A 23,499-nucleotide genomic window follows, 5' to 3' on the forward strand; every position below is an offset into this window, starting at 1 on the left:
ACAATTATTCTATTTGTTTCCACAACATTGCAGCGGATCCCAGAATACCTGAATTTCCCTTAACGCTAGTCAAATGTAAACTAGTTTTTCCTCGATAAATAGGCAGCATATTTTCTTCCATATGATACCGACTGGGTTTTAAAATTAAATCCCCCGCCTTTGCTAATCCCCCAGCAAGAAAGATTGCTTCGGGATTATTCACCGCAATAACATTTGCTAATGCAATACCTAAAATTTTACCTGTAAACTCGAAAGCTTCGATTGCGATTTGATCTCCGCCGTAAGCGGCATTTGCAATTTGTTTTGCACTCATTCTATTGAATGGAATATTTCGCAGCTCACTTTCGTAACAATATTTTGCAAACAGTTTACTAATCGTTCTTTTAATTCCCGTTGCTGATACATAGGTTTCCAAACATCCATATCTCCCACACCCACAATGCCGACCTTCGGGCCGTACTATCATGTGTCCCATTTCGCCAGCAAAACCAGAATGTCCATATAATACCTGATTGTTAATAACGATTCCACTTCCCAGGCCTGTTCCTAAAGTGAGAACAATAAAATTCTTCATTCCCTTAGCACCACCATAATACATTTCAGCCAAGGCTGCGGCATTTGCATCATTAGTTACCTTAACGGGCAAACCCAATTCCTTCTCCATCATCTCTCCCAAAGGAAGTACTCCTTCCCATTGTAAGTTACTGGCATTCTGAATGGTGCAATTACTATGGTTCGCATTAGGTGCACCAATTCCAATACCTAGCAAATTGAATTTCTCTTCCCCTTTTAAAGTTAATTTTTTGATTCCTTTAGATAAGGCTTGAATAAAAGATTCAAATTCCTTGAAGTCTTTTGTATACAAGGAGTCCTGAACCAGACATTCTCCCTCCTGATTCACCAATCCAAACACAGTATGCGTCCCACCAATATCAATTCCAACGACCAATTTTTTCATCTTATTCAATCCTAATACTTAAGGGCTAAGCTACAAACGTTCTTTTAATAATGCTTTGATAGGATTAAAAATACGCTCGAGAAGACGCATGTCTTCCGTTATGATTTCCGCATCTCCTTCGATTTGTTGTGCAAACTTTAGTTTGATTCCATAATTCGTAACCAAACCATTGGGGAAATTAACATCAAGACTGTATTTCTGATCCTCCGGGACTTTAGAAATAGATTGGATGGTACCCTCTAACATCCCATATTCAAGATAAGGATAATTATCGAGTTTAATATTTACCCGTTGTCCTACTTTCACCTTGCCTGCACCACGAACACCCAATTCTACACGAGCAACCAACTTGGTTGAATCAAGAGGTAATACCATAAAAACCCTTTCTCCTTGCTTTACATTTTGGTTTGAACTCCAGAACTTATTAAAACTAACCTTACCAGCGATAGGTGTCCTAATCAAATATTTTTGCTCCCAAATATCAATTTGAGCCTTTAAATTATCGTAGGATTGAATCATTGTGTTCTGAAGAACTTTTCTTTCGTTTTCCTTTTTAATTTCCAGATCGATAATTTGCTGTTGAACCTCCGAAATGCTGATTTGTGTACTTGCTAATGAGGATCTGGCTCCATGAAAAGTATAACTCTGATCGAGATATTTCTTACGTGCATTCTGAAATTCGGATTGAGAAATTACTCCCCTAAGAAATAAGGAAGAGTCGCGTAAAAATTGATTTTTAGAAATACTCAATTCACTTTCCAAAATCTTCTTTTGCTGATATTGGCGATCGTAATACATATGATATTTACTGATCTGATCTCTATAAGATGCAATCTTTCTATCGTAATATTTCATCTCAAAAAAGCGATGATAATCTACATAGGATTTCAGAAAGGCATTGTAGTAGGTTTGAATTTCTCCCAAGCGTAAATTCTGCTCCAGTAAATTAGATTCTATCTTTTTACTTCCGGTTAAATGTCCTTTAAACTGAATCAATTTATCTTTTAGTGCGAGTACATCCTCGTTAACTGCAGGATTCTCAATTACGGCCAAAAGAAATCCCTGTGGCACTTCCTGATTATCGCTTACATATAAATTTTGTATTTTCCCGGATGCGCGAGAAACCAACTCAGCAGGCGGGTTTACAGTAGTCAAAACCAAACGTGCGTGAATAATATCCGGATAACGAAAAAACCAACTACCTATTATCAAGGCAAATATTACAATGAAAAAAAGAGCAGTACCACTACGAATGATCCAATTGGGCATTCTTCCCAATATCTCCTTTACCTCATCCGATCTTAATTCTATGTTCGTATCTTTTTCCATTTGTAGACGCAGATATTTATGATTTTATATGATGCTTCAGATTTTTTCTAGAAATGCTAAAAACCATTCTTTTGTTTTGGGCTATACTCCAATAGGGAGCAATACCAAAGCCTATTTTTTTCTGTCTCTAGTTTCCCAGTTCCAACTGATTCTTCACCAATTTATAATAAGCTCCTTGCAGTTTAGTCAATTCCTCGTGGTTGCCTTCCTCTACAATTTTACCGTGATCCAGCACAATGATTTTATCGGCACTGCGAACAGTACTTAAGCGATGAGCAACAACAATAACCGTTCTGCCTTCATTAAATTTTTCAAGATTTTGCATGATTGCCATTTCGTTATTAGCATCCAAAGCATTGGTGGCCTCATCGAAAAATAAAAATTCAGGATTTTTATAAACTGCACGGGCAATTAAAATACGTTGCTTCTGTCCCTGGCTTAAACCATGCCCACTTGCACCAATCTTTGTATTGTAGCGTAATGGCAAATTCTCTATAAAATCAGCAATACAAGCAACCTGAACGGCATATAGTAAGCGCTTTTTATCGATATGCTCCTCCCCTACGGCGACATTCTTAGCAATGGTGTCGGAGAAGATAAATCCATCCTGCATTACCACTCCACAGTTGCGACGCCACATGGCCGAACTGTAATTCTCGAGCGTAGTTCCTCCCAGAGAAATGCGCCCTTTTGTTGTAGGATAAAATCCCAGAATAAGCTTGATTAGTGTGGTTTTTCCACTACCCGAAGCACCAACAATAGCGGTAGTCTTTCCTTCCTCCACTTTCAAATTCACATCATCTAAAACCATGTCGGAATGCGGACCTTCGTACTGGAAAAAAACATTTTCAATATCGATGATTTTTTCCTCTGGAATTTCGGTTAATTTTTCCTCAGCATTCGATTCCTCTTCCTTCATCTCATGAATTTCTCCTAATCGCTCCAGCGATATTTTGGCATCCTGCCAGGAATGAATCACCTGAACTAAATTGTCAAGCGGAGAATTTAGCTGTCCAATAATATATTGTACCGCCAACATCATACCCAAGGTCATACCGCCATCTAATACAGCTTTTGCTGCCAGAAAAGTGATGATGATATTCTTGGTTTCGTTGAAGAAAATTGATCCGGAAACTTGATATTGATTTAGAGCCAAACCCTTGGTTCTAACTTGAAATAATTCGGCTTGTATCTGTTCCCATTCCCAACGCTTCTGCTTTTCGCAATTGTTGAGCTTGATCTCCTGCATACCAGTGATTAACTGAACCAGAGAATTCTGATTGCTGGACAACTGTGCGAATCGTTTGCCATCCAACTCTCTCCTTTTGCGTAAAAAGAGGTTCACCCAAATTAAATATAAAGCCGATCCTATGACGAAAATGAGGAAAATTTGGGTGCTGTAAATAGCCAGCACGATTCCAAAAATCACCAGGTTCACCATGGAGAAAAGTACGTTAAGCGTAGATGATGTAAGGAAATTTTCAATACGTGTATGATCCTGTATGCGCTGCAATAAATCCCCAATCATCTTAATATCGAAATAGCCAATTGGCAGTTTCATCAACTTGATTAGAAAATCGGATATCAGGGAAATATTAATTCTGGTAGAGATATGCAGCAAAATCCACGAACGAATAAACTCAACAGACATTCGGGAAATAAACAATACCAATTGCGCAATCAGTACCAAATAAATAAAACTTAAATTCTGGGTGTTGATACCCACATCTACAATAGACTGGGTTAAAAACGGAAATATCAGCTGTAATAAACTACCGAACAACAATCCCAATACCAGTTGAATGAGAAATTTGCGATAAGGACGCAAGTATTGCAATAAAAAACTAATGCTTTTCTTATGAGATATGTGCTCCTCTTTTTGCGCATAAAAATCTGGAGTGGTTTCCACCAGCAAGCAAAGACCTTTTAACTCCCCCTGACTTTGTGTACTTGCCCATGATTTAAGAAATTCCTCCTTGGTATATTTTAATAATCCGGAAGCCGGATCGGCAACAAAAACCGTTGTTTTCTTCTTTTTCACCTCTACCTTATAAACCACCACAAAGTGATTTTGTCCCCAATGACAAATGGCCGGCAGCGGCGCATCGTTCTGTAATTGCTCAAAACTGATGCGAACTCCCATGCTACGCATCCCTATACTCTCGGCAGCATCGGCAATTCCCAACATAGAAACTCCCTCGCGGGTAATATGCGATTTATCTCGTAAGGACTGTAAGCTAAATGACTTGCCATGATGCTTTGCTATCATTCGCAAGCAGGTAGGACCACAATCCATGGCATCCAACTGGCGGAAATGGGGAAATGTTTTTTTCAATGTAAATAGGTAGTTAGCAATTTGTAATAATCAAGCTTAAAAATAGGGAAAATAAAGCCTGAAACCATAAGATTTCAGGTATCTATAAAAATCTGCTAAAACCAAAAGCCTATGCACCCCACAATTCCAAATTTAAAGAATCAACTTTTAACTTATCTAAAACAAATTTTCCTTCTTCATTATACAAACCATATTCCTCAACCGGAATATATCCGTCATCACCTTTCCATTTTGCAATATATGGGTTGTAAAAACACTTTGCAGGTTGTGAGTAAATATTACCGGGCTGTTTTAAATAAGCTCTACAATCTGTACACATATGCCGGTATTCGCAATCTTTACAAACTTCTATTGTATCCTTCGAAATTGACCAATATTTCTTAAAATCAGGATGACTTAAAGCTTCATCTATGGTCGTATTTCGAATATTACCAAAACTTTCTTTCATGGAAGGGCAATTCCTAATATTCCCATCAACATCTATTGAAACTTTACAATTCAAGCAAGAATTAAATTTTGTTGATTCACAAAAAGTCCTCATTTCGCATACAAATTGCTCCTCCTGTATAATTCCACAATGATTGTGGGTATCTACAACTTGTTCGGTATGATAAACAGTTGCCTGCTCCACATCTCTTCTTCCTCTATTTTGTGAAGATGTTAATACAATAAGTCTAATTTTAGATGTCTCTAGCACTAAATCGTCAATAAATTCTTCGCAAAAAATATTTGGTACAATAAGCTCAATAAACTTAATTTTAGAATTAAAAAAAGCATTAATTACTTGTTTCAATTCTTTTTGTGAAATTTCACTATAAAATCGAAGTTGAACATTAGGAATAGCAAAATCAGATATTTCATCAACTATTTTTGGTAATTCTTTTATCAAATCGGCAGCAAAATCTACAATACAGGTTTCGAACTCAAAAGGTATATGCCATTGCTTATCTAATTCTGGAAACAATTCCAGATCTTCTTGATCACAAGGGAAACAAATTTCATTCTCAAACAAATACTCAAAATATCCTTTAACATCAATACCCTTATGTTTTTCAATTAAATTATTAACAGACTCATCTTTATCTTTTAGTAAAATATCACATAAATCATTTGGGATTAACCAATAGTCTTTGCGTTGTAAATCACAAACAGCTGAACGCAAATAGCCTCTCACCGGAACACAACATGCAAAAAGTTTATAATAATCTTGATTCATAAACTTATAATTTTTGAAATTGGTTTTGGGTAAGTTCGAAAACGGTGTTTTGAGGTTTGAAGGTGGTCAACTTCAACGTAATAAATTTTTTGAGGAATAAACTCCTTTATTATTGTCTTCCGAACACATAGAGGCATGTCTAAATCATTTATAATCTTCTTTAATGAACTGTCCATGTTCTGTATCTTTTAATATTATTTCTGCAATTTTTTTCTCAACATAATAGTTACACGATTCACTCAACATTTCAATATTTCCAGCTGGATTAACCTCAAGAAAAATATATTCTCTTTGATTTGTAACAATAAAATCAAAGGAGCCTGTATCTAATCCACTTTCTCTCATAAACTGAAATAATTTATTTCCGATTTTTTCAGGTAATATAAAAGGCACTCCTCGATTCATCTTTTCATTATCATAGTTTCGATAATCCGATTTTGTTTTCTTGTTATTTTGCGAGAACATTGCCATCGCGTAAATTTGATCATACACTACAAATACACGCAATTCAATCCATTTATCAATATTATTCTGCAATAGAGATGGAAAAATTAATCCATTTGATAACGGCTTTTTTTCAATTCTTACTTCTTTGGTACTTAGGTCAATATATCTATTGAATTCCATTACATTTACCACCTCACTAATTGGCTTTGTAATGCAAGCTTGACATGATAGAAATTTATTTATCATTCGGTAGTTTTCGGAAACAATAGAATTAGGGATTTTTAAGCCAGATTTTTTAGCTCGTTCTAAATTTTCAAGTTTATTTACTTTTGTTTTAAAACAATTACCTAATGAATTCTTATCGTGAAGCCGATTTAAAATAAAATCCCTACAAATACTCCATTCTGCATCCAAAAATAGTTTCAACTGTATCTGTGTTTCATTATCCGAGAAGTTTGCCAGCTTAATTTTTTTATGCAAATGACCTCTTCTGTACCAGAAAAAATTAACCTGAGATAAGCTGATTCTTTTATTTTTAATGAAAAGAGTGAAATCAACCTCATTATAATTATTAATATGAATCTCTTTAATATTAATAAAATCCTTTTCATTAATTCTCAAAACATTATTATAATTATAATACAGGAACCACTCTAAAACCTTATCAGTTGTTAAATCATTACTTTGGCTTAGAACAAGAAGCATTTTTTGGTAGATTAAGTTTGTATTTGTGTATATTCTCCAACCACCTCTCCTTCAAACCTCTGTAATCGTCTAATAAGAAACCATTTAATATATCATCCTTAGCATATTTCAATTCTGTTTCTTTTTCAATTTTTATCATCAATTCAAAATAATCGTCATCTGTTTTACAAGTACCACAATTTAAATAAGCCTGTTTAATTTCTTTAAATGGATAATTTGCATACCAAGTAGTTTTTAGAACGTCGCTATTTAATGGTGTATATGGCATTAATCCAATCGAATCACGATTTTTATTAACCCAACTTGCTTTGTCTTTATTCAGAGGAGTGAATAATTCAACTCTTTCAGTTTGAAAGTCTAGTCGAATTGCAAATTTACCATAAGGATGATTAGGATTGTGATAAGATACAACCTGGGAATAAAACTCTGGAGTAAGATTACCATGATGTAATTCCTTTAATAAAATCTTATCCCATGCTAAGGAACTAAAATTCATTTTAATAGAAGATGCTCTTATTTTATCGGAGTTGGTAACAATGTTTTTCATTCCAAAATAATGTCTGAAAAATGCCCAGTACTGTAAATTTAGAGAATCCTTATTCAGTAAAAACTTTGGTAGGCCATACTCTGAATATAATGTATGTAATCTATTGGCATTTTTAAAATACACCTTATAAAGTGAATCTCTATTGCAAATACCCCAAATATCAGCGGCTTTTTGATCTTTCAAAAATAATTCATGATAAATGTTTCGCTCCTTCTTATCTTGATTTTTTAGATAACTATCGCGCAGTTTTGAATAATCTTTTCCAAACTGTATCCATGAATCTGATGCTCTGAGATCGGTAAAATAATCATTTTGAAAATCAACTTCTTGATACCCATGTAGCACTAATTCTTTAGCGTACTGCAATGCTTTTTCAAACTTCCCTAATTTAATTGCGCAGACACAACCATTATGAACATCCTTGTAAAAATGTTTGGGATATTCTTTAAATAGATCCTCATAAATAGCCAAAGCTGAATCTAACTCACCATTTATAATGTTAAAATTAGCATCAATTATCTTATGATGATAAGCAACATAGTCTCTTTCTTTACTATTTGAACAGGAAAAAATTACTGATAGTAATAAGCCAACAAGACAAAAATAAATAAATCTCATATCTAATGTGTTAAAAGCGGCACCCAATACACTTTTATTGAATATTAGGCGCCTTAAATTTAAAATCTATTGGCATTTTTCATAAGTCAATGTACCATCATCAGCACAATAATCCCTATACTCAACACTTCCATCATAGGCTGGACCACAAGGGGTTTTTACGCCACAACCATGAACTTTTATTAATTCTTCTTTCTTAATTTCACTCTTTTTAAATAAATCTGATTTTAAAGTCTTCATTTTAAAAAATTATCTGGCATCATTCCTTCCCTATACAACTGCCAATTGCACAGGTCACCTCATTTAGGTAGCTTTGCCCTTGCAAAGTTTGTAGCTCAGCTACCAAAGTCGTTTCCGGGATGAGAACGGATTTAATTCTATTTATTCCGGAACGACTTATTGTAACGCGCGTTATTGTTAATGGCTACTAAAATAATAAAGCTCCCTGCCAAATTTGGCAGGGAGCTTTATTACAAGCATGTTACACAACATTATTGATGATTTTTTAATCGTTTAAAACATAGGATTCCTGCATTCGGGAATAATGTATCTCCCATCCGGAGCCTTTTAAATATTCTAATATGCGATAGGCATTTCGCTCCGACACTCCTAATTTTAAAGCTAATTGGGAAGGCGTTCCTGTGGCATGATGCTCTATTAATTCTTTTGTTCTGCTTAGGATTTCTTTGTTATCAGTAATTTTCATTTTGGCTTGTGATTGGTTTGGTATTAATATTTATTCCTTTATTCGGGCAATCCCTTATAGGGTAGAGACGTTGCATGCAACGTCTGTACGGCATGCAAGGTTTCTACGGTTTGTATTTATCCTCCTCCCATTTCCGGGGATTATCGTTGATGTAATTTGCGATTCGATGGTATTCCTGATCATCCCGAATAATATGATCGTGAAAACGTTCCTGCCATTCAAAATCGGAATTCATTTTTCGCGCCTCTTTTGTTACGGCTGATTTGTAGGATCGGATGATGCTGGCCAATGATCCGCACTTAGGGGATATGCTGGCCATTTTTTTATTCTTGGCATTTCCTACAAATAATCCATCCCGTACAGACCTTGCATACATTTCTTCGTGTACAGACGTTGCATACATTTCATTCGGTACAGACGTTGCATCCATTTCATTGGGTACAGACCTTGCATCCATTTCATTGGGTACAGACGTTGCATGCAACGTCTCTACGATATTCGATATTTCAATAATGCCATGAATGTGATTTGGCATCACCACAAATGCGTGCAATTTTGCGAATGGAAAATGATTAGGAATCTCATACCAGAATTGATGGGCCAGCTTCCCAATTACGGATAATTCCATTTCCTGATTGGCAATAGCTCCAAAAGACAACAGCCTGCCATGGGTGCAAATTGTAACAAAATACAAGCCTTCGTTAGAATAATTCCACCACACAGCACGAGCCGATGGTATACGGTATTTGTTTTGGAATTTTTTCATGATTAAATGTTATAGAGCCGTAGCATGCTACGGCTCTATATACAATGATTTATCTTCGGGGTTTTTATCTGCTCTTCTTACCAATTAAGCCGATCTTCGCAATTAGTAGCCTTCCTGCGCATCCGTATTTCGATCCTGCGCATTTTTTACCCGCTCTGCGCATCCGGAAAGCATCTCAGCGCATCAGGAAGCCAGTTCTGCGCATAAAGTAAGCCTTCCATCGGGTTTGGAAGGCTTCCTGCGTGTCAATTACTAGTCCTTCGCACAAAGTAATCAACCTTCGCGCGGCTTTCAGGCATTTTCAGTCTCTGATTTCTTACGCTTTTCTCTCATTTCGCGAAAATAAGCACTGGCATATAAGGTTGCTCTTTCCTCATCTTTCCAAAAGACGAAGCGACCTGCTTCCCGGATAGCATCGACTGCCTGTTTCATGTAACTATAGGCACGATCGCGCATATCCTTGGCACCTTCATTATTTGATGTTCTTGCACCATGCACGCGTCCCAGCAATTCATTGCACTCATCCGATAGTTGTTCTGCCTTGTCTAATTTGCTTAAATCAAAGCCATTATTTTGTAAAGGCTCCGGATATTCCTTTCCCAACATAGCTAGATTCCCAAGATCCATCACTAAATCCGCCTGTGCGTAACCTTCGGCAATTCTATTTACTCTATCCAATAGCTTTTTATCGTTGCGATGAGCAAACTTGCAAAAATGAATTAATTCGTCTCTTAAATCGGTGGCAACCGGCGCCAAAATTTTCCATTCCTCTTCGGCATTCGATTTGTCCTTATAAACTTTATCCCAGAGTAGTTGTGCATGTTTACATCCTAAGGCTCTGGTTGGTAGTTCGTCGATTAGGCTGATGTCGAGATCTGTTGTAGCTAACAGTTCTTTGTCCTGTAGCGCATTATTGTACAGACCCTCCGCTTCATTAATGGCGATTTCAATCGGAATAGCACGAGAATTTACCTTTTCTGTAGGAATTTTAACATACTCGGTAATTAAAGCATCGTAACATTCTTTGTTTGTCATTTTAAATTGGGTTTAATTGTAGGTTAAAAAATAATACTTATCCATAAATGTGAATAAGCATCCCTAAAATTAAATCTATTTTAAAATAAAACAAATTTAATAAGCGTAAAATATGTAAAGTGCGAACTTAACCGATGATGAAAATAGTCTAGTTAAGTAGTAAAATCAGTATATGAAGCAATATTAAAGAAATGTATTTTTTTTATGTAGATGATCTATTTTACCAATGTAAATCCGGATGCTTTCCAATCGTCTAATCCATACTCCATAGATAATACATGTATGCCTCGCTTTTTGTAAATCAACTTGCCTGCCATCAGGCTGCGCTCCCCGTATTTACAATAAAGCAGGTACACTTTATCGGTGCCAAGGGAATCGATCAGATGAAATAAAATATCGGATGTTTCGGCAGAGTAAGCTCCTTTAATGTGTTCTTTTAAAAATGCTTTGTGTAAACGAACATCAATACATCTTGCTTTTGAATTAAGATGCAATATCCGATTAAACTGTGGTGCGTCTAACTGCCGTACGGTATCGGATTGTGCAAAAGCTGCAGGACTTACAAAAAAAAGTATCAGAATTATTAAAAGATATTTGTGAATTAACATTGTAATATATTTTTAAGTTGACTGCGATGGCTCTAATATCGTCTTTTATATTGTGGTCTTCGCATCTTCCTTTTCCTCATTTATCCAAAAAAAATCGGACATGATGTCGTTGGATACAAAAACCCCCTTGTCGGTTAAAATGATGGCATCGCCCTCTTGCCGAAGATGCTCCGATTGAAGATATTTTTTAGCCTTCGTGCTGCAATGACGGTATATTTCTTCTCCAAAGCTTTGTCGCACTTTTTCGAGATTCATTCCCCAATAAGTGCGCAGAGTGGTTAAAACAAAATCGTTAAACCGGTCGGAAAAACTTAAGGCTTCCTTTTCAGAAAAAATTTGATGCTCCTGAATCGCCCTCATATATTTATGATTATTGGCAATATTCCATTCCCTCTCGTTCAAATTGTAGGAGTGTGCCGAAGGACCAATACCCAAATAAGGCTGCTGCAACCAATAGCTGGAATTGTGCCGCGAGATATATCCTTCCTTACAAAAATTAGAAATTTCGTAATGGATAAAGCCGTTCTCGCGAGCTTTTTCCAATAGATATTTAAACTGATCGAAAGATTCCTCCTCATCGAGTTCCTGCAGCTGCCCCTCTTCCAGCTTTCGGGTGAATATTGTATTGGGATCGTACATCAAATGATAGGAGGAAATGTGCTGTATATTTAAATCGAAAACTTGCTGAAGGTTTTGCTGCCACTTTTCCATTGTCAATCCGGGAACACCATAAATCTGATCTACCGAGATATTATCAAATCCATAATCCTGAGCCCTGAGAATGGCATCGAATGCTTCCCTTCCGGTGTGGCGTCGGTTCATGAGAATGAGATCCTCGTCGTGAAAGGATTGTATGCCAACACTTAATCGGTTGATAGGACTTGCTGCCAGATTTTTGAGGTAATTGGGTTGTAAGTCGTCGGGATTTGCCTCTATCGTAATTTCGGCATCTGCCTCTATATTCCAATATTTCGATATCGTTTCGATGAGAGATTCGATTTGCTTCACCGGATAAACCGAAGGTGTACCTCCTCCAAAATAGATGGTGGAAATCGTTTTATCTTGCAAGTAATCTTTACGGATTTTCAACTCCATTTTGAGACAGTCCAACATTTCATCCATGGCTTGCAGCGATATGCTTTTGTGAAAGGCGCAATAGTGGCATAGTTGCTTGCAAAATGGTATATGAATATAAACTCCCGACATAAATCTCTATTTTTTTGCAAGGTAGATGCATTTGAAATATTTTCCAGTAAATGTTCAGATAAATCCCAAAAACAATTGTAATTAGCTTAGCGCAAGGGGAGGCTGAAAGGCTTCAATCCCGTAGCCAGAATCATCGCCACGGATATTTATGCACCACGGGTAATTCAGCCTGAAAACCTGACATATTCCAGCCCTTCAGGCTGATAGACTAGGGGCGATGCCCTCGTTCAGGTTTTCGGTATACTAAGGGCGATGCCCCTAGTTGTGGTATATCAGCCTTTCAGGCTTTGATTGGAGTAAATTAGAAAGAGCTATGCAACCTTATGATCTGTTTTGCGTCTTTATTACAGATATATCATAAACCACTCTAAAAAATACAATTATGAAAATTCTAAAAAAATCAGCAAGCATTTTTCTGCTTTTTGTTTGTAGTATGTTTTTGGCAAGCCCTGCAATTGCTGATGGTATCCGTGGAAACGGAAATGTACAAACCCAAAATAGAGAAGTAGGCGAATTTGATGGGGTAAAGGTGAATGGCGCTTTTACAATTTATCTGATACAAGACGACAGCTATAGTTTAAAAATAGTTGCTGACGAAAATCTAATGGAGGTAATTAAAACCAAGGTAAAGGGCGATGTTTTGTATATCTCTACTGAAAAAACCATTTACAAATCGAAAGAATTGAAATTATATATTGGCTTTAAACATTTAAGCGAAATAAAAGCCAATGGAGCAATCTCCTTAAAGAGTGATCAGGCATTACGTTTCGATGAATTGGATATTGAAATCAACGGAGCTTCCTCTGCCGATTTAGAGCTTTCGGCCAACCGATTGGCAATTGATAATAGCGGGGCTTCCTCGATTAAGCTAGCGGGTAAAGTCGAGGACTTGTCTATTAATATTTCGGGAGCCGGTAGTGTAAATGCGATCAATTTAAAAGCAAAGAAAGGTGATATCGATATTAGTGGAGTTGGAAGCGGAAAAGTTTATGTGGAGGAGCAATTGCGCGTAAGTATTTCGGGCATCGGTTCGGTAAAATATAAAGGGGATCCAAGAATTACCAGCGATATTTCCTTCCTGGGGAGTATTAAAAAATATTAGACAGGGAGCAGTTCACAGATCGTAATAAAAAACACCATGCAGAATTCTGCATGGTGTTTTTTAATCTGCACTCCTCTGTACTATTGAACAGATTTGCTTGAATTAAAGCTTTTTCTTGTAGCCGATCACAGCATTCGACACTGCACGGGGTTCGGGGGCAAGTGCATAAATATTAGTTTCGTACTTAGAATTGTAAGGTGAAATGTTCAGCGTAGTACCATCAACAACTAATGTGGAGCTGCCTCCCGGATCAAATCCCATCGCCTTTTGGATGCCATGCTTTTTTAATATCGCAGCCATGTCGAAATGCGTAGCACCTACCGATTCCCTTATCCTTCCATTAATGGTAAGCACAAATAAATTTTCTTTCTGATCGATACCAACAGCAATTTTAGGACCCCGCATGTCGGTAAAATCAAGGCGTGCTGCCTGGGTTTTTATAGAATTGCTCTTCTTCCATCCTTCCTGTTCCATATCTATACAAACTTCGCCTTTATCCAGCAGTAGTGGACCGGCTTCTACAGCATGCCGAATGTTTTCCAATCCATTCAGTTTTATACTGACTGCATTATCTGTTTTAGGTAGGATATTATTCCAAAGTTTTTGAGGAATACAGAGTGTTAATCCTACTGGAATCTGGTAAACTTCTTCCTCTCCTGTTATTACTTCCTTTATGATATTTCCAGCCAAACGAATAATCATACAGTCCTTTGCCGGAATGGTTTCCTTATCATACATCAAATCGAAATAGGAAGCTTCTTCAGCATTCCATTGATTGTAATTCTCTTTGGGAAATACTACCTGCTGATTTCCAAAATCAACTTGTATGCCACTGGAACAGTTGACCCGCTTAATATCAATACTACCATCATCGTAAATTATCAATGCGGGCTTATTGAAAAGGGCTGCACTCCTTACCTCTCCATCTGCAATGAGTAAACCCAATGGAGAACCGATGTAAGATTCGGATAATCCCAACTTACCAACCAATTCAGGGTTTAAAATATATCCACCATTCCATGCAATTTTCACATCTGCCTGATTCAACTTCTCAAATTCTTCAACAAACTGTGTCACGGTTTTCGTATTGGCCGCACTTCTTGTTGCAAAATGCCATTCCTGCGGGTTGTGCTCCCTATTGGCTTTTGCTATCACCCCATTCCAGGGATTGCCATCCTCGTATATACCGGTGGTGTAATTGTATTCCACATCTGGTTTCTCCTTTTCGGATGAAGAGATATTTGTCAAAACCTGACGTAGTGGTGATCCCTTGGTTTGGGCATCTTCGCGAATGTATTCAAACACCTTAGCTTCCCCTAGCTTATCACACAAAGCACGAAATGACGCTGAGTGCAATAGGTCGGAAAAATCTTTGGCAGTTTGTATAGGAGTAGGATACGACAGAGTGGTTCGCACCCCGGCTGGTGCAAATTGAATGTATCCTGTATGATTGGGAATTCCCATGATATTTGCCGCCATTTCGGTGGTAACCATACCTATATGAAATCGGTCCATATCTAAAATATCAGTCATGAAAGCAGCATTTCTACGATTGGAAATGAGATATCCTCCCTCCTCCTTGATATTCCTCAAAATAGAAATGGCTTCCTGTCCCATTTGTGGAATATGGATGCCGACTGTGAGAGTTTCTATGGCAATTATTTGCAATACTTTTTCTTCATAAAGCAATTTTAATTCCTGATCAAATCCCGATTCAATAAATTCCTGAATATCACTTGCAGTTGACCAATTCGTTTGGGCTTGTTCTGGTGCAAAAACAAATATTCCGGCCAGCTGATTTTTCTGTAAGTCTTCCAAATTAATAGTTTCGTGCATCTGAATATTTAATCTGCTCTTTATCGAATTCAGCACGAAATATTCCAACTCATATTTTACGAACTTACCTGGAAAGTAAGCAATCGGAACATTTAATTTCAATTTTTGAAATAGAAAGGATCTGTCATCAATAGAGATTGAAGAACAGGAAGTCAATTGAGAAAGTGCCAGATTTTTATCGAGAAAAAAACGAGCAGCTCCATCTACTTTTCGCCCCAAATTAGAGGGAATATATTCAGATTTTATCAGGTTCACCATTCCTGATAATTCCTGGTGTGTGAATTCCTGATAAGGATAGGCATACTTATTCCGATGTCGATAGGCGAAGGAATGATCGTGCCTCACTTCCAACTCCCCATCTCGAATGGTAAATAAATTATCTACCGCATTATAAAAATTATGAATTTGTTCTTTGCTGAGTTCCTCCAAATTGGGATGGTCATCGATTTGTTTTTTGGCAAAATAAAAAGTACCACCTCTTATTTCTTGTTCCTCTGTTCGAAAAGCACTTGGATCAATCAGGGACTTTAATCTCAGCATATATGCCAATCGCCCATAACCCGGAAGATAATGTCTGTTTTTCGATGCCAGTAAAGCCTCAATATCCTCATTATTGAAATTAACCTTCTTCCGATAAGCATCCAACAATCTGCGCACATGCAAGCTATTTTGTCCGTTTGGCTTTAGCTGATAAAAAAGCTGATGCAGGATTCTGTCGATATTCGCATTTAATGCCGGGATACTGTACCGCCTCTCCAACACTTTTTTATTGTGCATCACATCCCGATAATGCAAATGGGGAAAGAATACTTTTTCGATAACTTCCTGCACATGAGCATCCGTTATATTTCTACCGGTAAATTCTATTACACGCAAGCGATCTTTTTCGGGTAAATGCTCCCCTATAACTTCGGCATACACATTCTCTGGCTGGTAGCGGCGGCAAAAAATAGGTACTCCGGCAGCTGCAGCTTCAATAATGGGAAGTCCTCTGCCTTCCGTTTTTGATGGTAATAATATTAATGATGAAATACTGTATAATTCCGGTATTCCAATTGGGTTTTCGAAATGCTCTTTGAATCTATCTTTATCCATCTCACTAAAAAGGAATCCTAAATAAATTCTCTTCCGTAAACTTCTGTCTATCTCATGAAGGAGAGTATCGAATCGCTGTAATAATTTTTGAAAATAAGGGTATTGACCACTAGGGATGGGACCTGTAATCAATATGGTAATTTTTAAATCATCTGATTCTTTCAGCTTTGTTTTAAGGCTTTCTACTTCTAATATTTTTAGGAGTAAATCAAAATTGACTTCGATTCTTTTTCTCGAGATAACACGGGTTGGTTGCAAGAAAATAATGTTCTCGCTAAGGAACTTATGCATGGCCTTTGTTTTATAGCCAATGTAAATAGGTTCCGGTTTTTTCCTGTTTACTAATTTGTATTTCAAAACATCCTTCACCGAATAGCTTACTAATGCTTTTTTATGGTAGCGACTCAGCATTTTCTCCATCTGGTAAAGCGCCTCAATACGTTTTCTTTTGTCGATATTTGAATATTCCCTACTATCTACGGCAGTACCAATTTCACACACATTGGCGGGATTGTGTCCTTTTTTATTAATCAGATGTTCGTTTTGTTTGCGATTAATATTCACATTAATCCACGAACGTGATTCCCATGGATATAAAACCTCTAACAGTGAAAAAAATTCGCCAAGGTGTGAATTCGTGAAAAAGAAATCTCTCGGACCTTTCTTTAAACCATTGGTTTCTCTGTCTATTTTAGAATTACCACCCTCCCAATAAAAGTCATGGTTATTATTGATTACGGGAATCCCCATAAATTCGGAAACCAAAACACTTGCTAAAGCCAGTGCTACATTTCCAGGATTGGAACAAACATTGATAAGATAGAGTAAACCAATATTATTGTCCTCAATATACTTCCCCAACTCACCGCATATCTGTAATGTTTGATCCCAAAATTTTAAAATAAGATCATTATAGGTTTTACTTCCTCTTTCCAACTTAGTAAAAAAGAAATCTTTATACAGCGACCAATCGTCAAATCCTTGCATGGCTTCCATGCAGAAGGTTTTACTTCTGGGATCTCTGATCTTTTTAGCTTCCGGATAAATTTTTCCGGCTATATAGTGAACGGGCAAATCTTCACCAATATGATAACGGAAGGTTTTGGCATATTTCTCTATTTCTATACTTACCCCATCAATAGAAAAGTAAAAGGTGAGAAAAGCAATTCCCTTTTTCTGAATATTGTTTTTGAAGTCGTTATAAGAACGGTGGAATTCAACAACAGGTATAGGCTTATTCTCCTTAAATTTATCGATAAACAATCCCAAATCAAACCAGGTATTAATGCTTTCTGCTTTCAATAAATCCATCATTTTCTCTGCGGTATTCTTCATAAATCAAATGCTAAAATTGAACTTTTTATTTAGGTTCATTTAATTTACAAAATTCTGTTAAATGGATCATTAGAAATCATTACAAAAAATTGAATTGCAAGTAAGATAGATGGTGAAGCCAAAAATGCTTCTTACCTTTACAGCTGTACAAACAATAAGAAATGACAACAAAACTCTTTTTACGAAATATACTTTGGGCGTTGCTTATTTTTATTCTATGCTCTGTCCCTGGAGATGATCTTCCTAAATCTTCATTATTTAACCTTCCCTACTTCGATAAAATGGTACATTTTGGGATGTTTTTTGTAATGGGAATATTTCTCCTTGCAGAGTTGAGCTATCAAACCAATCTCAGTAAATTTAAAATGATTGGTATTGCACTTTTTTTAATCGCTGCTTATGGTGCTTTAATAGAATATCTACAGCAAAATTATTTCATCCACAGAAGTGGTGATTATTGGGACTTATCTGCTGATATTTTAGGAGGGATCGTTGCAGTTATTCTGTATCCTTGGTTGAAAAAACAAAAGGACCTGCTATTAAATAGCAAGCCCTTTAAAAATATATCTTTTCTGAAAAAAATTCTATAAACTAATATACTCCTTTGTATTTTCCATTTCGGTAATCAATTGACCAATTGTTTTACCATTAAATAGATCATAGATACTCTGCCTAATACTACTAAATTGGTTATGAACAGGGCAAGGGTGTTGATTATTTGTTCCGGTTTTACAAGGTCGCATACCTATCAAACAATTTTCAAACATATCCATTCCATCCACTATTTCAACAATATTCATGAGTGTAATCTCTTCTGGTTTTTTACCCATACCAAAACCACCATGTGGTCCTTTTGTTGAAGTTAGTAATTTTTGTCTGGCTAAGCTTTGTAATATTTTACCCAAAAAAGGAGTTGGTATTTCTAAATCTTCAGCAATTTTTTTTATGCCTATTTTATTGCCATCATTAGCATTTATAGACAAATAAATTACGGAGCGAATTGCATATTTACAAGTATTCGAAAGCATCTTAATTCTTTAATTTAACAAACACATTTATCTAACAACAAGGCAAATATAATAATAAATACAGCTAATAAAGCATCTTTAATTCTTTAATTCCTTATTTATTATGATTCTTCTATTAACTTAAATATTATGAAATAGCTATTTTATCAATTCTTTTTTGATGACGGCCTCCTTCAAATTCTGATTCTAAAAAAACCTTTACAATATTTTCTGCTTCCTCGTAACTCACAAATCTAGCAGGTATACCACATACATTTGCATTATTATGTGCTCTAGCAAGACTTGCAATTTCAGCAGTCCAACATAAAGCTGCTCGTATCTTTTGATGCTTATTGGCAGTCATTGTAATACCGTTTCCACTTCCACACAAAGTAAAACCAAATACGAAATCACCATTCTCTACTGCTTCAGCTAATGGATGAGCAGTATCCGGATAATCCATACTTTCTTCCGAATTAGTTCCAAAATCCTTTACTTCATATCCTTCAGATATTAAATAGGCAACCAATTTATTTTTGTACAGAAAACCTGCATGATCCGAAGCTATCGCTATTTTTACCATTATTATTAGTTTAAAAAATCATCCATAAATCAATTAAATAACCGAATACAAAACTAAGGAAAATTACTTACTTGTATTCTGATTAATGAATATTCATATCTATTTACTTTCTTATTCCACACAGTAACATCTAACAATTAGCTTCTCGTAGTAAATTACTGTGTATCTATTATCTAAATAAAGCTTTTGGCTTTATAAACATTTCTATTAACAATCCTTAAACAGACTGTTGATTTTTCCTTACTAAAATTTTGAATCTTTCCTTTGGTAGTTTGAATTTTACTTCTGTATAGAGAAAATGATTGTTTATAGCAATTTTATTTTTTACCAATGAACATACATGTTTCAACGGGTTTTCAACAATGTGTTAATAGTAAAGAAGGCAAATTTTATTAAAAACAATTCTTATTAACAGCTTGTTGATAACACCCATATTTAATTGAATTACAATACTCCTAAATTAACACACCCTGTTAGTTTCCTGTTACTCGCTATTCAGTTTATTAAAAAGCAATAAACTGAATCAAGTCTTACCAACACTATTAACAGGATATCATTATCATCATGTTTTTTTAGAAATTTTAAAAAGAAAAATAATAATATTAGAGTTGTTGATAACAATGATATCAGCTAAAAATGAATTTAGATTTAAGATAGGAGATAACAAGAATATTATTAGAATGTTTACTTAATTTTATTCTCTATTTTACTATCTTGCATCATTCAAAAATCCATCGTGAAAAAATGAATTGGGAGACGAAAAATTATTCTATATTATTAGTTGAAGACAATAAGCTTAATCAAACAGTTGTGAAATTCACACTTAAAAGATTTGGTTACAATATTGATGTTGCTAATAATGGAATTGAAGCGATTGAAAAATATAAGGAAGGAAATTACGATTTTATCCTTATGGATATCATGATGCCAGAAATGGATGGCATGGAAGCTTCAAAAACTATTCGTAGTCTTGAAACAAATAGTCGGATTCCAATTATTGCTCTGACTGCTGATACCATGATAGCAAATGAAGAAAAATGCATTCAAAATGGAATGGACGGACATATTGCAAAGCCATTTGAAATCGATAATCTTTTTAAGATGTTGGAAAAATTGAATCTCTAAATGGATTTTTCACTTCACGAAGCATAGCTTTTTTGTTACTACATTTGTCCTGATCTAACTTAGGAAGCTACAATTGAATTTTTAATAACATTAATGCTTCCTACTTTTATTGGTAATTTCGATTTATGGATGACAATCTAGATATTCGCAGTCATAACTTTTCTGAAAAAGAAACTGAATTTGATTCTAAATTACGGCCTCTTGAATTTTCTGATTTTAGAGGACAAAAAAAAATAGTGGAGAATCTAAGCATTTTTGTTACAGCTGCAAAAATGAGAGAAGAAGCTTTGGATCATGTTCTGCTACATGGCCCTCCAGGTTTGGGAAAAACTACCTTATCAAATATTTTAGCCAATGAATTACAAGTTGGCTTAAAAGTAACTTCGGGTCCTGTATTGGATAAACCTGGAGATTTGGCTGGACTGCTTACAAATTTAGAAGTAAACGATGTCTTGTTTATTGATGAAATTCATCGTTTAAGTCCGATTGTAGAGGAGTATTTATATTCTGCTATGGAAGACTTTAAAATTGATATAATGATTGATAAGGGGCCGGCTGCGCGATCCATACAGTTAGAATTAAATCCTTTTACATTAATTGGAGCAACTACCCGATCAGGATTACTTACTTCGCCACTTCGTGCTCGTTTCGGTATTAATTGTCATTTAGAGTATTACGATTTACCAGTGCTTACTAAAATAGTAGAGAGAAGTGCCGGTATTTTAAATGTGGAAATTACTCATGAAGCCGCCGGAGAAATTGCTTCCCGAAGTAGAGGAACACCACGAATTGTGAATGCACTCTTAAGAAGAGTTAGAGATTTTGCTCAAGTAAAAGGAAATGGTGCCATCGATATTGAAATTACTAAATTTTCTCTGGAAGCCTTAAATATCGATAAACATGGATTAGATGAAATGGATAACCGAATATTGAATACAATAATTGATAAATTTAATGGTGGTCCTGTTGGAATTTCAACTATAGCAACTGCAGTGAGCGAAGACAGTGGAACCATTGAAGAGGTTTATGAACCATTTTTGATTAAAGAAGGATTTATTAAAAGAACTCCCAGAGGAAGGGAAGTAACTCCACTTGCTTATTCTCATTTAGGAAAAGATAGATTTAAAGATCCGGAGACTCTATTTTAGTTGTTTTATATTTATTAAATATTTAAAATGAAAAGAATTTTATTAGCTCTATATACTTTAGCTACAATTTTAATTATAGTGGGAGCACTATTTATTTTACAAGGAGACAGTTATGGATCTGCTCTTTTAATTGGTGGTTTGGTATTAAATATTTTTTATCGTTTGCTTACTTTCGATTTTCCACAATTGAAAGTATTTAAAGTAAAATCAATATTCAAATTGGCTTCCATTTTCCTAATGATGGTTGCATGCATCTTATTTTTTACCAATTCTGATCAAAAGTTTAATTTATTAATTGTTTCAATTTTATCAGACACCTTTCTTAATTTTAAGGAAATTTCATTTAAGAAGAAATAGAAAAAGGAGCTTGTGACCAGCAAGCTCCTTTAAAATCCCTAGTAATTTTTCTTTTTTCAAATAGCAATATTCTTATCAGAATTTGATAAAGAATATATATTGTTAATATTGTTTTTTAGTATAATTTCTAATTTTTCATTCAGAACTACATTAGTTTCTGAAATTTTAAGCGGAATGGTGAAGTAGAAAATAGAACCTAATCCCAATCCGGAATCAATATGTAGGTTACCACCCAATACAGTAGTCAATTCTTTACATAGGCTTAATCCTAAACCTGCTCCCGAATATATTCGGGTATAAGAATTATCCACCTGAGTGAATTTTTTAAAAATCGTTTCTTGTTGTTCTTTACCTATTCCTGGTCCGGTATCCTTTACGTAAAAAAGTAGGGTATATCGATCCTGAATAGCAAAGCCAAAGTCAATATCTCCTTTTTCAGTAAACTTAACAGCATTGTCAAGGAGATAGGTAAGTAATTTAAGTAATTTTATAGAGTCTGTAAATATTTTTAAATCAGAAAGATCTTCTGTAAATCTCAAATTGATATTTTTTCTCGATTCATTTATTTTTTGTTCAAAAATAGAATAAAGTTTAATTAATAAGGTATGCGTATTTACTTCTGATTCGGTGTATTCTAAAGCCCCACTTTCAAGTTGGGATAATTCAAGAATTCGATTAAACAAATTCAATAATTCTTTACTGCTTGATGTTAAAATATTTGTGAATTCATTACGTTCTTCTTTCGAAAGAGAATCATCTCGAAGTAATTCTGATGCACCAACAATGGCATTCATTGGTGTACGAATTTCATGCGACATATTGGCCAAAAAAGAATTTTTCAACTCTTCGGTTTTTTTAACCTTTGCCTCGGCTTCTTTCAATAATCGTTCAAGCTGTTTATATGTTGGACGTTTCTCCATGCAAATGAATTTTGTCTCAATAAAAGAGATTTATTAGGCCTGGTTCACACTACAGAACTTCAGCTTATGTATCCTAATGGATGATTAAATAAAATGTATTAGAAAATAATATGGGTTACGGTCAAAGGATTATTTAGACAATAATGTCTTCACAGATAGATTTATCTTGATATCCACCTTTAATGTTTTGTAGATTTTGGGTATTTAATGTTTCAAAATTTTTCATTGCTAAAGAATTTAAAAGATAATACTTTTTTTACTAGGAAAATAAAAGGATTACGGTCAAAGGGATTAATTAAACGATAATATCTTCACAGATAGATTTATCTTGATATCCACCTTTAATGTTTTGTAGATCTTGGGTATCTAATGTTTCAAAATTTTTCATTGCTATAAGAATTAAATGGTCAAACTGTATTTACTAGGAAAATAAAAGGATTACGGTCAAAGGATTATTTAGACAATAATATCTTCACAGATAGATTTATCTTGATATCCACCTTTAATGTTTTGTA

General features: G+C 35.2%; 23 protein-coding genes. 5 read left to right on the plus strand and 18 right to left on the minus strand.

Features of this window, described 5'->3' with window-relative positions; genetic code table 11:
• Positions 1-4 precede the first annotated feature (4 nt).
• The 12 genes from DLK05_RS06740 to hemW form a co-directional block, all read right to left on the minus strand.
• Positions 5-958 carry an ROK family protein gene (locus tag DLK05_RS06740; RefSeq protein ID WP_127343244.1) on the minus strand — a complete coding sequence of 318 codons (954 nt, stop codon included), beginning with the start codon at positions 956-958 and terminating at the stop codon, positions 5-7.
• A gap of 30 nt (positions 959-988) precedes the next feature.
• Positions 989-2,287 (minus strand): HlyD family secretion protein, encoded by a 1,299-nt coding sequence (locus tag DLK05_RS06745; protein WP_127343245.1) that lies wholly within the window; start codon positions 2,285-2,287, stop codon positions 989-991.
• Between the two features lie 127 nt (positions 2,288-2,414).
• Entirely contained in the window at positions 2,415-4,622 is a 2,208-nt protein-coding gene (locus tag DLK05_RS06750) for a peptidase domain-containing ABC transporter (protein WP_127343246.1), read from the minus strand.
• Positions 4,623-4,731: 109 nt separating this feature from the next.
• The gene (gene gwsS, locus DLK05_RS06755) at positions 4,732-5,838 is read right to left on the minus strand and encodes a grasp-with-spasm system SPASM domain peptide maturase (RefSeq protein WP_127343247.1); all 1,107 of its coding nucleotides are present in this window, start codon (positions 5,836-5,838) and stop codon (positions 4,732-4,734) included.
• A gap of 144 nt (positions 5,839-5,982) precedes the next feature.
• Positions 5,983-6,990: a grasp-with-spasm system ATP-grasp peptide maturase gene (gene gwsG, locus DLK05_RS06760; RefSeq protein WP_127343248.1), complete on the minus strand. Its 1,008-nt coding sequence runs from the start codon at positions 6,988-6,990 to the stop codon at positions 5,983-5,985.
• Positions 6,965-8,155, minus strand: coding sequence for a tetratricopeptide repeat protein (locus tag DLK05_RS06765; RefSeq protein ID WP_127343249.1), 1,191 nt, complete (start codon positions 8,153-8,155; stop codon positions 6,965-6,967). The genes gwsG and DLK05_RS06765 overlap by 26 nt, the downstream gene beginning before the upstream one ends.
• Before the next feature lie 66 nt (positions 8,156-8,221).
• Complete coding sequence (locus DLK05_RS17485) at positions 8,222-8,395, minus strand: hypothetical protein (protein WP_209319763.1); 174 nt, start codon at positions 8,393-8,395, stop codon at positions 8,222-8,224.
• A 265-nt stretch (positions 8,396-8,660) separates the two neighbouring features.
• Positions 8,661-8,861, minus strand: coding sequence for a hypothetical protein (locus tag DLK05_RS06770; RefSeq protein ID WP_127343250.1), 201 nt, complete (start codon positions 8,859-8,861; stop codon positions 8,661-8,663).
• A gap of 103 nt (positions 8,862-8,964) precedes the next feature.
• Positions 8,965-9,627 (minus strand): transposase, encoded by a 663-nt coding sequence (locus DLK05_RS06775; RefSeq protein WP_127343251.1) that lies wholly within the window; start codon positions 9,625-9,627, stop codon positions 8,965-8,967.
• Between the two features lie 291 nt (positions 9,628-9,918).
• Positions 9,919-10,662, minus strand: a complete 744-nt coding sequence (locus tag DLK05_RS06780) for a hypothetical protein (RefSeq protein ID WP_127343252.1) — start codon at positions 10,660-10,662, stop codon at positions 9,919-9,921.
• Positions 10,663-10,877: 215 nt separating this feature from the next.
• A complete protein-coding gene (locus tag DLK05_RS06785; RefSeq protein WP_127343253.1) occupies positions 10,878-11,270 on the minus strand; it encodes a rhodanese-like domain-containing protein in 393 nt (130 codons plus the stop codon).
• Between the two features lie 45 nt (positions 11,271-11,315).
• Positions 11,316-12,476, minus strand: a complete 1,161-nt coding sequence (gene hemW, locus DLK05_RS06790; protein ID WP_127343254.1) for a radical SAM family heme chaperone HemW — start codon at positions 12,474-12,476, stop codon at positions 11,316-11,318.
• A 382-nt stretch (positions 12,477-12,858) separates the two neighbouring features.
• Between hemW and DLK05_RS06795 the strand changes: the two genes are divergently transcribed.
• A complete protein-coding gene (locus DLK05_RS06795) occupies positions 12,859-13,578 on the plus strand; it encodes a head GIN domain-containing protein (protein WP_127343255.1) in 720 nt (239 codons plus the stop codon).
• Between the two features lie 102 nt (positions 13,579-13,680).
• Here DLK05_RS06795 and DLK05_RS06800 read toward each other — a convergent pair whose 3' ends face one another.
• Positions 13,681-17,844: a phosphodiester glycosidase family protein gene (locus DLK05_RS06800; RefSeq protein ID WP_127343256.1), complete on the minus strand. Its 4,164-nt coding sequence runs from the start codon at positions 17,842-17,844 to the stop codon at positions 13,681-13,683.
• 161 nt (positions 17,845-18,005) lie between these two features.
• Here DLK05_RS06800 and DLK05_RS06805 point away from each other — a divergent pair, with 161 nt between their 5' ends.
• Positions 18,006-18,434, plus strand: coding sequence for a VanZ family protein (locus DLK05_RS06805; protein WP_127343257.1), 429 nt, complete (start codon positions 18,006-18,008; stop codon positions 18,432-18,434).
• Here the strand turns inward: DLK05_RS06805 and DLK05_RS06810 are convergent.
• Together DLK05_RS06810 and rpiB are read right to left on the minus strand one after the other, a co-directional pair.
• Positions 18,429-18,872 carry an RrF2 family transcriptional regulator gene (locus DLK05_RS06810; RefSeq protein ID WP_127343258.1) on the minus strand — a complete coding sequence of 148 codons (444 nt, stop codon included), beginning with the start codon at positions 18,870-18,872 and terminating at the stop codon, positions 18,429-18,431. The two genes, DLK05_RS06805 and DLK05_RS06810, sit on opposite strands and share 6 nt — an antisense overlap.
• Before the next feature lie 127 nt (positions 18,873-18,999).
• Positions 19,000-19,434: a ribose 5-phosphate isomerase B gene (gene rpiB / locus DLK05_RS06815; RefSeq protein WP_127343259.1), complete on the minus strand. Its 435-nt coding sequence runs from the start codon at positions 19,432-19,434 to the stop codon at positions 19,000-19,002.
• A gap of 744 nt (positions 19,435-20,178) precedes the next feature.
• On the opposite strand from rpiB, the gene DLK05_RS06820 reads away from it, so the two are divergent.
• From DLK05_RS06820 to DLK05_RS06830, 3 genes are all read left to right on the plus strand, one after another.
• Positions 20,179-20,559 (plus strand): response regulator, encoded by a 381-nt coding sequence (locus tag DLK05_RS06820; protein WP_127343260.1) that lies wholly within the window; start codon positions 20,179-20,181, stop codon positions 20,557-20,559.
• A gap of 125 nt (positions 20,560-20,684) precedes the next feature.
• Positions 20,685-21,707: a Holliday junction branch migration DNA helicase RuvB gene (ruvB, locus tag DLK05_RS06825; RefSeq protein WP_127343261.1), complete on the plus strand. Its 1,023-nt coding sequence runs from the start codon at positions 20,685-20,687 to the stop codon at positions 21,705-21,707.
• 27 nt (positions 21,708-21,734) lie between these two features.
• Entirely contained in the window at positions 21,735-22,064 is a 330-nt protein-coding gene (locus DLK05_RS06830; protein ID WP_127343262.1) for a hypothetical protein, read from the plus strand.
• Positions 22,065-22,120: 56 nt separating this feature from the next.
• Here the strand turns inward: DLK05_RS06830 and DLK05_RS06835 are convergent, their stop codons facing one another.
• From DLK05_RS06835 to DLK05_RS18015, 3 genes are all read right to left on the minus strand, one after another.
• Entirely contained in the window at positions 22,121-22,984 is an 864-nt protein-coding gene (locus DLK05_RS06835) for a sensor histidine kinase (protein ID WP_127343263.1), read from the minus strand.
• A 133-nt stretch (positions 22,985-23,117) separates the two neighbouring features.
• Complete coding sequence (locus DLK05_RS18010; RefSeq protein WP_127343264.1) at positions 23,118-23,210, minus strand: ComC/BlpC family leader-containing pheromone/bacteriocin; 93 nt, start codon at positions 23,208-23,210, stop codon at positions 23,118-23,120.
• 69 nt (positions 23,211-23,279) lie between these two features.
• Positions 23,280-23,372: a bacteriocin class II family protein gene (locus DLK05_RS18015; protein ID WP_127343265.1), complete on the minus strand. Its 93-nt coding sequence runs from the start codon at positions 23,370-23,372 to the stop codon at positions 23,280-23,282.
• Between the last annotated feature and the right edge of the window lie 127 nt (positions 23,373-23,499).

Origin of the sequence: Ancylomarina longa, assembly GCF_003996985.1 — a bacterium.
Taxonomy (GTDB): domain Bacteria; phylum Bacteroidota; class Bacteroidia; order Bacteroidales; family Marinifilaceae; genus Ancylomarina_A; species Ancylomarina_A longa.

What these genes read in the sequence shown, in the direction of transcription:
- DLK05_RS06770 (WP_127343250.1), bottom strand. Translation starts at nt 8,861, where the DNA reads ATGAAAATTACTGATAACAAAGAAATCCTAAGCAGAACAAAAGAATTA.
- DLK05_RS06780 (WP_127343252.1), bottom strand. Translation starts at nt 10,662, where the DNA reads ATGACAAACAAAGAATGTTACGATGCTTTAATTACCGAGTATGTTAAA.
- DLK05_RS06775 (WP_127343251.1), bottom strand. Translation starts at nt 9,627, where the DNA reads ATGAAAAAATTCCAAAACAAATACCGTATACCATCGGCTCGTGCTGTG.
- ruvB (WP_127343261.1), top strand. Translation starts at nt 20,685, where the DNA reads ATGGATGACAATCTAGATATTCGCAGTCATAACTTTTCTGAAAAAGAA.
- DLK05_RS06820 (WP_127343260.1), top strand. Translation starts at nt 20,179, where the DNA reads ATGAATTGGGAGACGAAAAATTATTCTATATTATTAGTTGAAGACAAT.
- DLK05_RS06830 (WP_127343262.1), top strand. Translation starts at nt 21,735, where the DNA reads ATGAAAAGAATTTTATTAGCTCTATATACTTTAGCTACAATTTTAATT.
- DLK05_RS06745 (WP_127343245.1), bottom strand. Translation starts at nt 2,287, where the DNA reads ATGGAAAAAGATACGAACATAGAATTAAGATCGGATGAGGTAAAGGAG.
- DLK05_RS06795 (WP_127343255.1), top strand. Translation starts at nt 12,859, where the DNA reads ATGAAAATTCTAAAAAAATCAGCAAGCATTTTTCTGCTTTTTGTTTGT.
- gwsG (WP_127343248.1), bottom strand. Translation starts at nt 6,990, where the DNA reads ATGCTTCTTGTTCTAAGCCAAAGTAATGATTTAACAACTGATAAGGTT.
- DLK05_RS17485 (WP_209319763.1), bottom strand. Translation starts at nt 8,395, where the DNA reads ATGAAGACTTTAAAATCAGATTTATTTAAAAAGAGTGAAATTAAGAAA.
- DLK05_RS06800 (WP_127343256.1), bottom strand. Translation starts at nt 17,844, where the DNA reads ATGAAGAATACCGCAGAGAAAATGATGGATTTATTGAAAGCAGAAAGC.
- DLK05_RS18015 (WP_127343265.1), bottom strand. Translation starts at nt 23,372, where the DNA reads ATGAAAAATTTTGAAACATTAGATACCCAAGATCTACAAAACATTAAA.
- DLK05_RS06740 (WP_127343244.1), bottom strand. Translation starts at nt 958, where the DNA reads ATGAAAAAATTGGTCGTTGGAATTGATATTGGTGGGACGCATACTGTG.
- DLK05_RS06810 (WP_127343258.1), bottom strand. Translation starts at nt 18,872, where the DNA reads ATGCTTTCGAATACTTGTAAATATGCAATTCGCTCCGTAATTTATTTG.
- hemW (WP_127343254.1), bottom strand. Translation starts at nt 12,476, where the DNA reads ATGTCGGGAGTTTATATTCATATACCATTTTGCAAGCAACTATGCCAC.
- DLK05_RS18010 (WP_127343264.1), bottom strand. Translation starts at nt 23,210, where the DNA reads ATGAAAAATTTTGAAACATTAAATACCCAAAATCTACAAAACATTAAA.
- gwsS (WP_127343247.1), bottom strand. Translation starts at nt 5,838, where the DNA reads ATGAATCAAGATTATTATAAACTTTTTGCATGTTGTGTTCCGGTGAGA.
- DLK05_RS06765 (WP_127343249.1), bottom strand. Translation starts at nt 8,155, where the DNA reads ATGAGATTTATTTATTTTTGTCTTGTTGGCTTATTACTATCAGTAATT.
- DLK05_RS06805 (WP_127343257.1), top strand. Translation starts at nt 18,006, where the DNA reads ATGACAACAAAACTCTTTTTACGAAATATACTTTGGGCGTTGCTTATT.
- DLK05_RS06835 (WP_127343263.1), bottom strand. Translation starts at nt 22,984, where the DNA reads ATGGAGAAACGTCCAACATATAAACAGCTTGAACGATTATTGAAAGAA.
- rpiB (WP_127343259.1), bottom strand. Translation starts at nt 19,434, where the DNA reads ATGGTAAAAATAGCGATAGCTTCGGATCATGCAGGTTTTCTGTACAAA.
- DLK05_RS06785 (WP_127343253.1), bottom strand. Translation starts at nt 11,270, where the DNA reads ATGTTAATTCACAAATATCTTTTAATAATTCTGATACTTTTTTTTGTA.